The 14735-nt window shown below is 35.4% G+C and carries 13 protein-coding genes; 1 reads left to right on the top strand and 12 read right to left on the bottom strand.

Annotated elements, in window-relative coordinates; all coding sequences use genetic code 11:
- Nucleotides 1–34: 34 nt before the first annotated feature.
- The 8 genes from QUE18_RS01710 to QUE18_RS01675 form a co-directional block, all read right to left on the bottom strand.
- Nucleotides 35–1714 (bottom strand): AAA family ATPase, encoded by a 1680-nt coding sequence (locus tag QUE18_RS01710; RefSeq protein ID WP_173756780.1) that lies wholly within the window; start codon nucleotides 1712–1714, stop codon nucleotides 35–37.
- 141 nt (nucleotides 1715–1855) lie between these two features.
- Nucleotides 1856–2458: a P-loop nucleotide/nucleoside kinase family protein gene (locus QUE18_RS01705; protein WP_009204259.1), complete on the bottom strand. Its 603-nt coding sequence runs from the start codon at nucleotides 2456–2458 to the stop codon at nucleotides 1856–1858.
- Nucleotides 2458–3243 carry an SDR family NAD(P)-dependent oxidoreductase gene (locus QUE18_RS01700; protein WP_009204258.1) on the bottom strand — a complete coding sequence of 262 codons (786 nt, stop codon included), beginning with the start codon at nucleotides 3241–3243 and terminating at the stop codon, nucleotides 2458–2460. Before QUE18_RS01700 ends, QUE18_RS01705 begins: the two co-directional genes overlap by 1 nt.
- Before the next feature lie 11 nt (nucleotides 3244–3254).
- The gene (locus QUE18_RS01695; protein WP_009204257.1) at nucleotides 3255–3728 is read right to left on the bottom strand and encodes a PTS sugar transporter subunit IIB; all 474 of its coding nucleotides are present in this window, start codon (nucleotides 3726–3728) and stop codon (nucleotides 3255–3257) included.
- On the bottom strand, nucleotides 3700–4137 hold the full coding sequence (locus QUE18_RS01690; protein WP_009204256.1) for a PTS sugar transporter subunit IIA: 438 nt from the start codon (nucleotides 4135–4137) through the stop codon (nucleotides 3700–3702). Before QUE18_RS01690 ends, QUE18_RS01695 begins: the two co-directional genes overlap by 29 nt.
- Nucleotides 4138–4174: 37 nt before the next feature.
- Nucleotides 4175–5845 carry a PTS system mannose/fructose/sorbose family transporter subunit IID gene (locus QUE18_RS01685; RefSeq protein ID WP_009204255.1) on the bottom strand — a complete coding sequence of 557 codons (1671 nt, stop codon included), beginning with the start codon at nucleotides 5843–5845 and terminating at the stop codon, nucleotides 4175–4177.
- A 12-nt stretch (nucleotides 5846–5857) separates the two neighbouring features.
- The gene (locus QUE18_RS01680) at nucleotides 5858–6862 is read right to left on the bottom strand and encodes a zinc-dependent alcohol dehydrogenase family protein (RefSeq protein ID WP_009204254.1); all 1005 of its coding nucleotides are present in this window, start codon (nucleotides 6860–6862) and stop codon (nucleotides 5858–5860) included.
- Between the two features lie 14 nt (nucleotides 6863–6876).
- Complete coding sequence (locus QUE18_RS01675; protein ID WP_009204253.1) at nucleotides 6877–7722, bottom strand: class II fructose-bisphosphate aldolase; 846 nt, start codon at nucleotides 7720–7722, stop codon at nucleotides 6877–6879.
- Nucleotides 7723–7994: 272 nt separating this feature from the next.
- Between QUE18_RS01675 and QUE18_RS01670 the strand changes: the two genes are divergently transcribed.
- Nucleotides 7995–8756 (top strand): MurR/RpiR family transcriptional regulator, encoded by a 762-nt coding sequence (locus tag QUE18_RS01670; protein ID WP_009204252.1) that lies wholly within the window; start codon nucleotides 7995–7997, stop codon nucleotides 8754–8756.
- A gap of 559 nt (nucleotides 8757–9315) precedes the next feature.
- On the opposite strand, the gene tuf is transcribed toward QUE18_RS01670, so the two are convergent.
- From tuf to rpsL, 4 genes are all read right to left on the bottom strand, one after another.
- Nucleotides 9316–10509 carry an elongation factor Tu gene (gene tuf / locus QUE18_RS01665; protein WP_008393909.1) on the bottom strand — a complete coding sequence of 398 codons (1194 nt, stop codon included), beginning with the start codon at nucleotides 10507–10509 and terminating at the stop codon, nucleotides 9316–9318.
- A 166-nt stretch (nucleotides 10510–10675) separates the two neighbouring features.
- Nucleotides 10676–12787, bottom strand: coding sequence for an elongation factor G (gene fusA / locus QUE18_RS01660; protein ID WP_080786952.1), 2112 nt, complete (start codon nucleotides 12785–12787; stop codon nucleotides 10676–10678).
- Between the two features lie 68 nt (nucleotides 12788–12855).
- On the bottom strand, nucleotides 12856–13326 hold the full coding sequence (gene rpsG, locus QUE18_RS01655) for a 30S ribosomal protein S7 (RefSeq protein WP_022092081.1): 471 nt from the start codon (nucleotides 13324–13326) through the stop codon (nucleotides 12856–12858).
- A gap of 170 nt (nucleotides 13327–13496) precedes the next feature.
- A complete protein-coding gene (gene rpsL / locus QUE18_RS01650) occupies nucleotides 13497–13913 on the bottom strand; it encodes a 30S ribosomal protein S12 (protein WP_015530650.1) in 417 nt (138 codons plus the stop codon).
- Nucleotides 13914–14735: the final 822 nt, after the last annotated feature.

Below are 14735 nucleotides of genomic sequence, written 5' to 3'. Positions count from 1 at the left end.
CCCCATATTTATATCTCCCATCATCAGTTGTTTTTTATTCTTCATAAATCATGACTTTACAGTCTTTCTTATAACAAGCAACACCATATTTAATGAAATTTCGCATTCCATCTTGCTTCAATTTAGCAATATAGTCTTTATCTTCAATCTGTTTTAAAGCCTGCTTGCACGCTGCATCCATATTTCCATCTTCGGCATACTTTAATTCAATGACGATTCCCGTTCGATTCTCCGGAGCCTCTATCAGAATATCACTGTATCCGATTCCTGATTCTGCATTTGACTTTATCAGCCAGCTTGACTTATATCCAAGAAGACCGAGTAAAATTCCGTGATAAAAATTTTCTTTCTTCTCTTTTGCGATTGCTGTATCTCTTATACTGATCGTATTCCATAGATAATCTCCAAAAAGCTGTTCAATTTTTTCTGGTTTTTTCTCTATAAACGCATTACAAAATATTTCTAGTGTTTTTCCATCATTTTTTGAAACATCACTAAACCATTCTTTGATCTTTTTTGTAAATAGATTTCTTATCTCTGTATTTGGTATCGACAAAAGATATTTACCATTTTGAGTTCGTCCCTGTTGTGTTAGATATCCTGTTGTAAAAAGCACACTCCACAAATTTTCTATACTCTTATCCAACTCATTATAGGTAAGCTCCTCTACAATTTCCTTTTCAATACACTCTCCACTGATCAAACGCTCAATCTCATTCTTTGTCTGAATATCTGCCTTATCTATAAATCTGCGAACAATTTCATTTCCACTAGAATTAGACCAAAAATCTTCTGGTAATGCATCGGGATCCGCACATAGACTTTTACAATAACGAATCACATCCCATGGGCAATAGATATCTGTATTTCCGAAACGATAACCATCATACCACTCCCTAATCTGAAGGTAATGATCTGATAAATTATAATCGCTAAGAATCTTTTTCACTTCTGTATCGGTAAATCCAAAACATTCATCATACTGAACATTGAGAATAGATAAAACTTCAAAATTATTAAGTCCGGTGAAAATGCTTTCTTTCGAAATTCTAAGACATCCTGTCAAAACTGCAAATTGTAGAAAATCATTTGTTTTTAGTACTTGCCCCAAAAGACCTCTCATAAGTTCAACCATTTCATCATAATAGCCTTTCTGAAAAGCTTTATCTAGCGGAACATCATATTCATCAATAAGGATAATCGTCTTTTTCCCATAATGTTTGCACAAAAGTTCTGATAATAGTCTGATACTATCTGTTATATCATCAGCTTTTCCATCTAAAAGGCTCTGAAATTGCTTAATCTCTTCTTCTATTAATTTATCACTATTTTTTAGATAATGGTGTCTTCGTGCTTCATTTTTAATAACCGTTGTAATCCGAATAATCGCTTCTTCAAAAGTTAATCCATCGATTCCTTTCAATGACAGAAAGATTACTGGATACTTACCCATATATTCATCACATAATTCTTTATTTTTAGAAATATATAGGCCTTCAAAAAGTGATTTATCTATACCAATTTCAAAAAAAGTACGTAACATACTCATATTGAGTGTCTTTCCAAAACGACGTGGTCGTGTAAACAGATTTACTTTTCCCCAATTTTGTAAGAGCTGTTCAATTAATTTTGTCTTATCTATATAATAAAATCCTAGCTTGCGAATATCTTCAAAATTCTCAATTCCAACTGGCAGCTTTAATGTTTGATTCATTCGGATCCTCCTATTAATTTTGCCTTACGACCAATGTTTCCTTTTTATTATAACTTGTTTTATATTTACTCACAACAAAGAATCCATTATAGAGAGATTAAATGAAGCAAAAAACAGGAGAATTAAAATTCCCCTGTTTTTTCACACTCTGTCTTCTAACCACTGTAGTATCTTTGGATATTCAATTTTCTCATAATCACTGACATCTACTTCTATCGTATCTCCCAAATCAAATTCGCCATAACCTCTTTGCGTACATCTTTTATAAAATTCTGTATAATCTAAAAGGTTGTCCGCATTTTTACGTTCTATTTTACTATCTGATCTATGGTAACTTGTTAAAATATGCCCTAAATGTCTGGAATCATCCAAATCTCTTTGTTTTTGTCTTTCAAATAAAACTTCAATCTGTCCAATAAGACGAATCGTACATACCTGATATCCATATTGTTTTGTCAACTTTTCCAATGTTGGTTTTTGTTTTAAGCTAAAAGGATAATCAGAAATCAAACTTTTCCCATGTAAAAAATCTTGTTCCATTTCATCATAGTATGTGTTCCATGCTCTCACAATTAATTCTTCTTTTTGTTCTAAAGTATCAAACCCATATTTATCCCAAAATTTTTCTTTTATATCATCTGGTGACAATAATCTTAATTCTGGAAAGTTTTTAATAATGATATTTGCCATATAACTTTTTCCAGTTCCTGGATATCCAGCTAAAAGAATCAATGTCTTTTTCATTAATCCATCCACTCTCCACCAACTAAATTAATAGATTGACCTGTTAAATAAGAAGAACAATCTGTCAGTAAAAAGATGGCTGCCTGAATCACATCTTGAAGATCTACCAATTTATGCATTGGAATGTTTTTCTTAAAATAAGGTAGTACTTCCTCTGGATCTAAATCACGTTTTTTCGCATATTCATATTTCAATCGATCCCACATTTCCGTATGTACAATTCCTGGACAAATAGAATTTACACGAATATTCTTGTCCGCAAATTCTTTTGCGATAGACTGTGTTAATCCCTGTACTCCAAATTTACTTGCACAATAGATTGTCTGCCATGAGCTCGCTTTTTTCCCTGACAGAGAAGACATATTAAGGATTGTTCCTCCACCATTTTTTAACATTTTATCAATTGCTACCTGACAACATAAAAATGTTCCTTTTAAATTAACATTCATCGTAAGATCCCAAAGTTCTTCATCACAATCAAGAAATGGTAACATCTTTGAAACTCCTGCAGAATTTACCCAAGATGTGATTGGTCCAAATTTTTCTTCTACATCTGAAGCTGCCGTCTCAATCTGTGTTTTGTTTGTGATATCTGTCTTATAAAATGTTGCAACACCACCTGCTGCCTCAATTTCTTTTATAACTTCCTGCGCTTTTTCTTCATTCATATCAAGAATCGCTACTTTGGCTTCTCTTGCTGAAAAGTCTTTTGCCATTGCTGCTCCCATTCCACTTGCTGCTCCTGTAATGACAATAACCTTTCCTGTTAATTTTTCTGTATTCATATGATCACTCCTTATTTTAAATAGCTACTGATATCTACTGGTTTGTTGTTTGGCATTACCTGAATAAAAACATTGACATTTTTACCTAATAATGCTCTGAACTGATCATTTTCTTCTGAACTAGTAGAGATATTTTTGTATAATACACTTCTATCATTTCCAGCTCCCATTCCTCCAACATCAACTTCTTCAATGTTGATTCCATGGTCTACCAGATAATTTAATACTTCCGGTCCTTTCACAAGAAGTATCGTTGGTTCATCTAATCCTTGTGAAAAGAATGTAACACCATCTTCTTTGTTGAAGATTCCGATGGCAATTTCTTCTGGAATTGCCATCTCTAAAACTTCGATCATGTAATCATCTTCTGCTACAAGATCATCTACGATCACCACCTGTGTTGCTTTTTTATTTTTGATCCATGCTGTCATTACCTGTCCATGAATCAAACGATCATCAATCCTTGTTAATACTAAGTTTTCCACGACGCTTTGTTTCTCCTTTCTCAAATAAAGTTCCTTGAATTCCATGATAATCCGGATTTGTTGCAATCTCAATTAAGTCTTTTAGTGTACTGCTTTCAGTTCTTTCGGAGGCAACTGCAACCAGCATTGGCATATTCATTCCTGATACCAGACCGATCTTATGTGTTTTTGACATATATGCTGCACTCTGAAATGGTGTTCCAAAAACAATATCTGCTAAGATCAGTGTTCCTTCTGAATTCTCATTTTCTAAAATTATCTGATCTAGTTTTTCCCTATATGTATCTGCCGTCATTCCAGGATACAACGCTAATGTTTTGATTCCATAATCGTCTCCTGTTACCATGATCAGTGATTTTAATAGTCCCTCACAAAACTCTCCATGACTGATCAAAATTATGTTTACCATATTTCTTGCCTCCTATTTTTGCTTTATCTCCTTTTTATTATCCTACATATCCTAAAATTCCTGTATAGTATCCAATGATACCAACAACAAAGATCGCTACGATGATCCATAATGTATTTACTTTCTTTCGAAGCATCCACCATACAAGCATTGTAATTCCAAGTGGGATTAATCCCGGTGCTAATGAATTTAAAACTGTCTGGATTTTTGTAACTCCCTCACCAACTTTAATTGCTAATGGTGTATCTACTGCTACACGAGTTGCTGCCATAGAACCTACTACCATTAATCCAACAATACTGAAAGAATTAATAATTTTATCTACTGTTCCATCTTTTAAAATCTTTAACAGTGAAGTTTTTCCTTGTTTATATCCTGTCATAAACATAAAATATCCACATGCAAAAATCAATACTTCAAATACAACTGTCGCGAAAATTGGTCCAAGATAACTTCCATCTAATGCCATTGAGCATCCAATTCCAAATAAGATTGGGAAAAGGATTCCCTGCATTACTGTATCTCCAATACCTGCTACTGGTCCCATCAATCCTGTTCTTACTGAGTTGATATCTTTTGCTGTAACATTTTCTCCGTTCGCTCTTGCCTCTTCCATTGAACATGTAATACCATTAATGATCGGTCCAATTGTAAATACTTCTGAATTATAAAATACAAGGTATTTCTTTAATTCTGCTACCTGATCTTCTACTTTGTCATATAATGCTCTGATCGGTGTGATCATTAAGTTCGCAATTCCTAGTGCCTGTAATCTTTCATAATTGTAACATGCTTCTGTACTTGTAGTTAAAAGCCAAGTCTTGATCAATGTTTTCTTTGATAATTTCTTTTTCGGTCCATCAATTGTTTTTGTAATTTCCTCAGCTACTTCTGTACTCTGACCTACCTCTTTTACTTCTACTTTCTTATTTACAGACAAACGTCTAACTTTCTTCTTTTCTCCCTGCTGCGCTGTTGTAGTTTTCTTATCATTAAAATATAAAATGATCGCTATGACCGCTGCAAAGATTGAAACTGCTGTCAAATCAAGTTTGCTATATTCTGTCAAGAAAAATCCTGCGAAAAACCATGGCATTAATGTTTTTTTACCAAGATAATTTAATAACATTGCAATACCTAAGGCAGGCATGATTCCTCCAACAACCTCTAATGCATTGATGATGCTTCCTGGAATCGCATTTAACATAGACTGTGACCAATCACTTCCAAACATGATCATTGCAAAAACTGGTACTCCATATAAGAGTAATGCCATACAAAATGATGGCAGGTAGTTCATGATCCTTACACCTTTAATGTTTCCTTTTTCCAATAACTTGTCTGCTTGATGAATCCATGCTGCATTTACTGTCATATATACCTGATTTAATAATAATCCAAGCATACTAAATGGGATAGCAAATGTTACAGCCATTTTAGGGTCTGCTCCAGACATGATCGTAAGTGCTGTACCAAAAATTCCAGCTACGATCGTATTACTTGGCATGGTACCTCCTGCTGAGATCCATCCAAGATATATTAACTGAATGGTCGCTCCTGCGATCATACCAGTCATAGGTTCTCCCATAAATACACCAACCAATGTACCAGTTGTTAATGGATAAACTAAACATTTTGTGATTGGCCCAAAGAACCACCATTGTCCACATGTTGCTAATAAACCTACTAAAATTGCAGATATAACCATATATTATCCTCCTTAATGTTTCCCACTAAGAGAAACCATTACTTTTCCTTTCCTTGAGTACTTCTTTGTTTTGAGTTCTTCCCCCATCTCCTCTAATGATAATCTTGCACTAATGATTTTCTTTGTATCGATTACTCCACTTTCAAGCAATGAAATTGCTTTTCTGCTCGTATGTGGATTTAAATAAGATGTATAAATGCTCAATTCTTTTGTATATGCTTCAAATTGATTAAATGATACATTTTCTTCTGGATCACCTAATCCAAATAACAACACCTTTGCTCGTTTTCCCGCAATATGAATCGCCTGTTCCATTGTATTTTTTAAGCCTATACACTCTATCACATAATCGACATTTAATTTGTCAGCAATTTCTTCTATCTCTTGATCTGTACATGCCTTCGTTGCACCCAATTCTATTGCTAACTCTTGTTTATTCTCTTCTCGTTCAACAACGATCAGATTTTTTGGAGCTGTTAATTTTAGCAGTTGTAACATTAAACTTCCAATAGATCCCATACCATACATAACAATGTTAGAACCACTTTCTATATTCAGAAGATCCATCCCATGTAATACACATGATAAAGGTTCTGTAAATGCTGCATCTTCTAAATCCAGAGAATGATCAATTTTATATACATTTTCTTCTGGCGGATAAACATATTCTGCAAAACCTTTTGCTACACCATGTCTATGAATACAGAAATTTTGATATCCTTTTTTACACCACTCGCACCTTCCACAGCCCCAGCTTGGATCACAAGCTACCCTGTCTCCAGGTTTAAAATTTTCACAATTTTCTCCGACTTCTGTGACAATTCCTGAACATTCATGTCCTAAAATAATTGGAGGTACGACAACACTCGCTCCATTTTTTCCTTCAAACTTATGAATATCTGTTCCACAAAGTCCACACCACGCAACTTCAATCTTTACTTCATGATCTACTGGCTTGCGGTCTTTTATTTCTTTCACTTCATAAGTATGATTTCCTAGATAAAATCCAGCTTTCATTGTTGCCCTCCTTATTATTTTATATTTTTAAATAAGTTAATCTTTCGTTCAACAATTTCATCTATCGTATTTAAACATGGAACAACATTTTCTCTGTTTGAAATATTTTCTTTATTTTTATCATAACATTCCTTTGCTTTTTTGTTCCATCCAACAAGAAGTTCTGTTCCTACATTAAATTTACGAATTCCTAAATTAATGACTTTCTTAACGTCTTCTTCTTTGACTCCAGTCCCCCCATGAATGACAAGTGGAATATCAATAACTTCTTTAATTTCTTTCAGTCTTTCAAAATTAATATTTGTTTTTGATTTATATTGTCCATGATTTGTACCAATTGCTACTGCTAATGCATCTATTCCTGTCTGTTTCACAAATTCTACAGCATCTTGTGGATCTGTATAACAAACATCTTTTTGATCAACAACAACTCCATCTTCTGTTCCACCAACAGTTCCTAATTCAGCTTCTACACTAACACCATTTTTCTTTGCATACTCAACCACTCTTTTTGTTCCAAGAATGTTATCTTTTAGTGGCAAGGATGATCCATCAAACATAACAGAACTATATCCGGCATCAATTGCTTTTCTAATCTCATCATAGTCTTTTGCATGATCTAGATGAAGAACTACATCAATTCCATATTGTTCTGCCATAGATTTGCAGACACTGACCAAATTTTTATGTCCAATATAATTTGCTGTTCCGCAACTTGTCTGAATGATCACGGGTGTTCTCTGATTAACTGCTGCCTTAATAATTGATGGTAACATTTCTAAATTATGTGTATTAAATGCTCCAATAGCCATATTAAGATCTTCTGCTTCCTTGAGTACTTCCTTTAATGTTGTATACATATTTCCTCCTTATTCTTTTTCATTGACTTTTCTTATCACGTTGTCACATCAAGTTATTCATGGCCATTGAATTTCTCATTTGTTTTACCTGATGTAGTTATTTTAATCAATTTTGAAAAAGAAATAAATAGATTTTGACCGAAAATACTTTCATCCTTAAGCCTTCATGAAATTAATTATGAAACGATTTTCATCCATAAATTGAAATTATTTTCGTGTACATGGTACAATTATTATAAATATTTAAACTCACTATTTATGGAGGTCCTATCATGATTTTTCAAATTGATAAAACTATATATGAACAGTTATCAGAAACCGAACGATATATTGTTGATTTTATTAGCCAAAATGAAGACAAAATTTCTTATCTGTCCATTACAAATATTGCCGATAAAACATTTTCATCCCCAGCCACAGTATCTAGAACAATTCAAAAATGTGGTTTTAAGGGAATCGCAGAATTGCGTTATCTAATTTCAAAAGAGGATAAGGATAAAAGTAAAAATGTATCTCCTTATGCCATCAATAAGTTATTAGATAAGGTCTATCAGGAATCTACACAAACAATTGAAAATATTCCAATCCCTGCAATTTTAAAAGCCATAGATCATATTAATAATGCTGAAAAAATTTTCATCTATGCCCGAGGTTTTACAGCGATGTTTGCAGAACATTTTCAGATGTATCTCCAATTAATGGGATATAATGCTGTCGTTGTCAAAGACGTAAAATGGATGGAACAAACAAAAAATTTAGTTACTTCTGCAGACACTGTGTTTGTCTTATCTGTGAGAAATACGACTCCAGAACTTGCTCAATCTCTCCGTGTCGCTCGTCACATTGGTGCAAGAACTGTTGTATGTTGCTGCAAGTCTATGACTGAATTAGAAAAATATGCAGATGTTGTTTTAATTGGACATTCCAATGTTATCATGGAAGAAAAGGGTCTTACTGTGTATTCTCATCTTCCTCTATTGATCATTACAGAAACCATTATTAATTATCTTAGTACAGATGCTGAAGCTTTGTAAAATTCCATTTTCTTATCAAAAAAAGGAATACAAAAGGTCTAAGCCTTCTCTCTCCTTCCGTTTCCTTAAAATACTTCACTGTATTTTTCAATTCATCATAAAACATATCTATAGAACTTGTACATCGAAAATCATGCATCAATTTTCCAACAGGATCATCATCATTCTTATAACTTCCATTCACATAAATTATATGTGAGCCATCTTCAAATCTTTCCTTCGTTTCTTGTATAATTCGTTCTACATGATATAATGGCAAACCTTTGTCCATATAATCATTCTATGTAATGAAAATTACATATGAATCATGAAGTTCCTTAAACTTCTGTTTTGCTTTTAACATCTTTGTATCTAACATGCTACTATGAAATCTTGCTCTATGAGCATCTGCTCCCACATCGGCTCTTTGAACTTCAATATTTCGATCATGTTATTGTTGTAATATTAATTATATTATAATCATTTTAAAAGTATATGCATTTATCTAAAAAAGACCCAGAAAGCCTAAACTTTCTGAGTCTCATAAATATTATCCTAAATTCAATCGTAGAAGTAAGAATTACTCGATGATTGTAGCAACTCTTCCTGATCCTACTGTACGTCCACCTTCACGGATAGCGAAAGATAATCCCTGAGCCATAGCGATTGGGTGAATTAATTCGATAGTCATTTCTACGTTGTCACCAGGCATGCACATTTCTGTTCCTTCTGGTAATTCGATAACACCTGTAACGTCTGTTGTTCTGAAGTAGAACTGTGGACGATAGTTGTTGAAGAATGGAGTATGACGTCCACCTTCATCTTTTGTTAAAACGTATACCTGAGCTGTGAATTTTGTATGGCATGTGATTGAACCTGGCTGGCAAAGAACCTGTCCTCTTTCGATTTCGTCTCTCTGAACACCACGTAATAATGCACCAATGTTATCTCCAGCCTGAGCTTCGTCTAACAGTTTACGGAACATTTCTACACCAGTTACAACAACTTTTCTTGTTTCTTCTTTGATACCAACGATTTCAACTTCGTCAGATACGTGAAGAACACCACTTTCTACTCTACCAGTTGCTACTGTACCACGTCCTGTGATAGAGAATACGTCTTCGACTGGCATTAAGAAAGGTTTGTCTGTATCACGCTGTGGATCTGGAATGTAGCTGTCAACAGCATCCATTAATTCCATGATCTTATCTCCCCATGGTCCAGCTGGATCTTCGATAGCTTTTAAAGCAGATCCCTGGATGATAGGAATATCGTCTCCTGGGAATTCGTATTCATTTAATAATTCACGAATTTCCATTTCTACTAATTCTAATAATTCTTCATCGTCTACCATATCACATTTGTTCATGAATACTACGATGTAAGGAACACCTACCTGACGAGATAACAGGATATGTTCTTTTGTCTGAGCCATTACACCATCAGTAGCAGCTACTACTAAGATAGCTCCGTCCATCTGAGCTGCACCAGTGATCATGTTCTTTACATAATCGGCATGGCCTGGGCAGTCAACGTGAGCGTAGTGACGTTTTTCTGTTTCATACTCAACATGAGCTGTAGAGATTGTGATACCACGTTCTCTTTCTTCTGGAGCTTTATCGATATCTTCAAAGTTCTCAGCTGTGTTTCCTTCTACTCTTTCAGCTAAAACTTTAGTGATTGCTGCTGTTAAAGTTGTTTTACCATGGTCAACGTGTCCAATAGTACCAATGTTGCAATGAGGTTTAGTTCTCTCAAACTTTTCTTTTGCCATTTTAATTGTCCTCCTTATTCGCCCTATGGGCAATTACAATAATGTTTCAAACTTCAATATAGTTGCCCAGCAAAGGGCCGTCCTAAATTTGATTATATTTCATTTAAACAAATATTTCAAGACTATTTTGACAAAATAGCCTCGAAATATTTATATATTAATTTTCTTACTTGTCAGCAAGTACTTTTTCCTGTACGTTCTTTGGTACTGGTTCGTATTTTTCAAAGAACATAGAGTAGTTACCACGTCCCTGAGTTCTAGAACGTAAGTCTGTAGAATATCCGAACATTTCAGATAATGGAACGAATGCACGAACCATCTTACCGCTCGCGATATCATCCATACCTTCGATACGTCCACGACGAGAGTTGATATCTCCGATAACGTCTCCCATGTATTCTTCAGGCATTGTAACTTCGACTCTCATGATTGGCTCAAGCAAGATAGCTCCAGCTTTCTGCATAGCCTCTTTAAATGCCATAGATCCGGCAATGTGGAAGGCCATTTCACTAGAATCGACATCATGGTAAGATCCATCATATACTGTAGCTTTAACACCAAGTACTGGGAATCCTCCTAAGATACCAGACTGAGCTGCTTCTTCGATACCTTCTCCAACTGCTGGGATATATTCTTTAGGAATAGATCCACCAACAACTGTAGATTCGAATTTGAACAGTTCTTCTCCATTGGCATCCATTGGCTCAAAGTGAACTTTACAGTGACCATACTGACCACGACCACCAGACTGTTTAGCATATTTGCTGTCAACGTCAACTGCTTTTGTAAATGTTTCTTTGTATGCTACCTGAGGAGCACCAACGTTAGCTTCTACTTTGAATTCACGAAGCAGACGGTCAACGATGATTTCCAGATGAAGTTCACCCATTCCGGAAATGATTGTCTGTCCTGTTTCATGATCTGTATGAGCTCTGAATGTAGGATCTTCTTCAGCAAGCTTAGCAAGTGCTTCAGCCATTTTACCCTGATCACCTTTAGTTTTAGGTTCGATCGCTACGTCGATAACTGGTTCTGGGAATTCCATGGATTCCAGAATTACAGGATGCTGTTCATCACAGATTGTATCACCAGTTGTTGTAGATTTGAAACCTACTGCAGCTGCGATATCTCCTGAATATACGATATCTAATTCTTCACGCTTGTTAGCATGCATCTGTAAGATACGTCCAACACGCTCTTTTTTGTTCTTTGTTGCATTTAATACGTAAGATCCTGATTTGCATGTTCCAGAGTAAACACGGAAGAATGCAAGTTTACCTACGAATGGGTCTGTCATAATCTTAAATGCTAAAGCTGAGAATGGTTCATCATCAGATGAATGTCTTTCAACTTCGTTACCATCTTCATCGACACCTTTGATAGCTGGGATGTCTGTTGGAGCTGGCATAAATTCGATAATAGCATCCAGTAATTTCTGAACACCTTTATTTCTATATGCTGTACCACAGCATACTGGAACTGCTTTACATTCGCATGTTCCTTTTCTTAATGCAGCTTTTAAATCATCAACACTTGGTTCTTCACCTTCAAGGTACTGCATCATCAGATCGTCGTCTAATTCACAGATCTTTTCGATTAATTCTGTGTGATAAAGTTCTGCTTCTTCTTTCATATCTTCTGGGATTTCAACGATAGAGATGTCTTCACCTTTTTCATCATTGTAGATGTAGGCTTCCATCTCGAATAAGTCGATGATTCCTTTGAAGTCGTCTTCTTTACCGATAGGTAACTGAAGTACTGCTACGTTAGCTCCCAGACGATCTTTCATCTGATCAACTGCTCCGTAGAAGTTAGCACCTAAGATATCCATCTTATTGATGAATGCCATTCTAGGTACGTTATAAGTATCAGCCTGTCTCCATACGTTTTCAGACTGAGGCTCTACTCCACCTTTTGCACAGAAGACTGCTACTGCACCATCAAGTACACGCAGAGAACGTTCTACTTCAACTGTGAAGTCAACGTGCCCTGGAGTATCAATGATATTGATACGATGCTCTAAAGCACCTTTTTTAGGCTTGCAATGATCCTGCAGTGTCCAATGACATGTTGTAGCTGCAGAAGTGATTGTGATACCTCTTTCCTGTTCCTGCTCCATCCAGTCCATAGTAGCAGTACCATCATGAGTATCACCGATTTTATAGTTTACACCAGTGTAATAAAGGATACGCTCTGTTGTTGTTGTTTTACCAGCATCAATATGAGCCATGATTCCGATATTTCTGGTTCTCTCTAATGGATATTCTCTTCCAGCCAAGATTTTTTCCTCCTATAAGTTTTAACATAGAAGCATATCTGGCAAGACGCCAGAACAGATTCTTGAAATTAGAATCTGTAATGTGCGAATGCTTTGTTTGCTTCTGCCATCTTGTGCATATCTTCTTTTTTCTTTACAGATGCTCCTGTATTGTTGGAAGCGTCAAGAAGTTCTTTTGCAAGACGTTCTTCCATTGTTCTTTCTCCTCTTTTACGTGAGAAAGTTGTGATCCAACGAAGCGCTAATGCCTGTCTTCTGTCTGGTCTAACGTCGATAGGCACCTGATATGTTGCTCCACCGATACGTCTAGCTTTTACTTCAAGAACTGGCATGATGTTGTTCATAGCTTCTTCGAATACTTCTAAAGCTGGTTTTCCAGCTTCTTCTTCGATACGGGCAAATGCTCCGTATACGATTTTCTGAGCAACTCCTTTTTTACCATCTAACATAATGTTGTTGATTAATTTTGTCACAACCTTATTGTTGTAAATAGGATCTGCTAATACGTCTCTTTTCGCAATATGTCCTTTACGTGGCACGGTTCTTCCCTCCTTAATAATCATTAATTCATCGGTACTCATACTTAGTTATTGCATGTTCGTGCAGGACTTTTATATCTCCTGTAACCTTTGTAGGAAACAATAAAGTTCCGGCACAACTATACAAGGTAGCGTTTAATTACGCTGCTTTGTACCAATTTAGTTTTGTTTTATTTTTTCTTAGGTCTTTTAGCTCCATATTTGGAACGAGCCTGCATTCTGTTAGCTACACCTGCTGTATCAAGTGTACCTCTAACGATATGGTAACGAGTACCTGGTAAGTCCTTAACACGACCACCACGAATCAGAACAACACTATGTTCCTGTAAGTTATGTCCTTCACCTGGGATATAACTTGTTACTTCGATTCCGTTAGAAAGACGAACTCTGGCGATCTTACGTAAAGCAGAGTTAGGCTTTTTAGGAGTTGCAGTTTTAACAGCTGTACATACACCTCTCTTCTGTGGTGAGCTTGTGTCTGTAGCTTTCTTCTTTAAAGAGTTAAATCCTTTCTGAAGTGCTGGTGCTGTAGATTTCTTTACAGATGTTTTTCTCCCTTTTCTAACTAATTGGTTAAAAGTTGGCATTGATTTCACCTCCATACATGTTTTCTACTGTGGTTACTTAAATTCACCTTGTGACTATACATGCACTTCTTGGTTTTGCTCCCCAAAAAGGCATGCTAGGCTATTATAAAATGCCTGCATGCCTTTGTCAAGACCTTTTCCCAAGATTTTTATTAATTTCTATATATTTTTATCTTTTTGGAAATCTCATTCTATGGATCTTATTCGAAATCTTTTCTTATCCTACTGCCTTCAGAAATGCTTTCTCGTCACATCTCTGATATCAACCCTGACAGCTTCTATTCTGATCTCTTTTCTTGATCTCAATGTTTCGATTTCTTTGTTATATGGCTTCTTTACGCCATTTTCTTAATATATAAAAATCAATCTCTTATTCTTGAGAAAATATTTAGTTAATAAGTTCCAAATTATTTTGTTAACGGGTTACACTTTGCTTTAGTTACTAGTTACAAATTTTTTAAATGCTCCACCGGTCAGCTGATCGAATGTTTGTTGATCTCTTATCTGAATCTTTCTTGTTTTGATTCCTCGTCTCTTGGAATCTTTCTTGTTTGGATTCTTTTTCTTTGATCATCTTCTGATCTTATCTTAAGATCTTGTTCATTCTCTCTATTCTTCGTATTATCTTTATGAGGTTGACTCCTTTACCGTTCTATCCGCTTCTAGGACTCTTATGTTCTCTCCCGAGATCATAATATCCTGTTGAGTCAGTCTCATGATTCCCAATCATCTTAATACTTCTGATCCATCAGCTGCCGGTTTTAAAAGCCTTTCCGTTAGCCTTATGGAGCAACTTGGGCGATTCTCCTTTCTTTTAAAACT

Source organism: Anaerostipes hadrus ATCC 29173 = JCM 17467, from assembly GCF_030296915.1.
Classification (GTDB): domain Bacteria; phylum Bacillota; class Clostridia; order Lachnospirales; family Lachnospiraceae; genus Anaerostipes; species Anaerostipes hadrus.
This window is presented reverse-complemented; position numbering and strand designations above follow the sequence as displayed.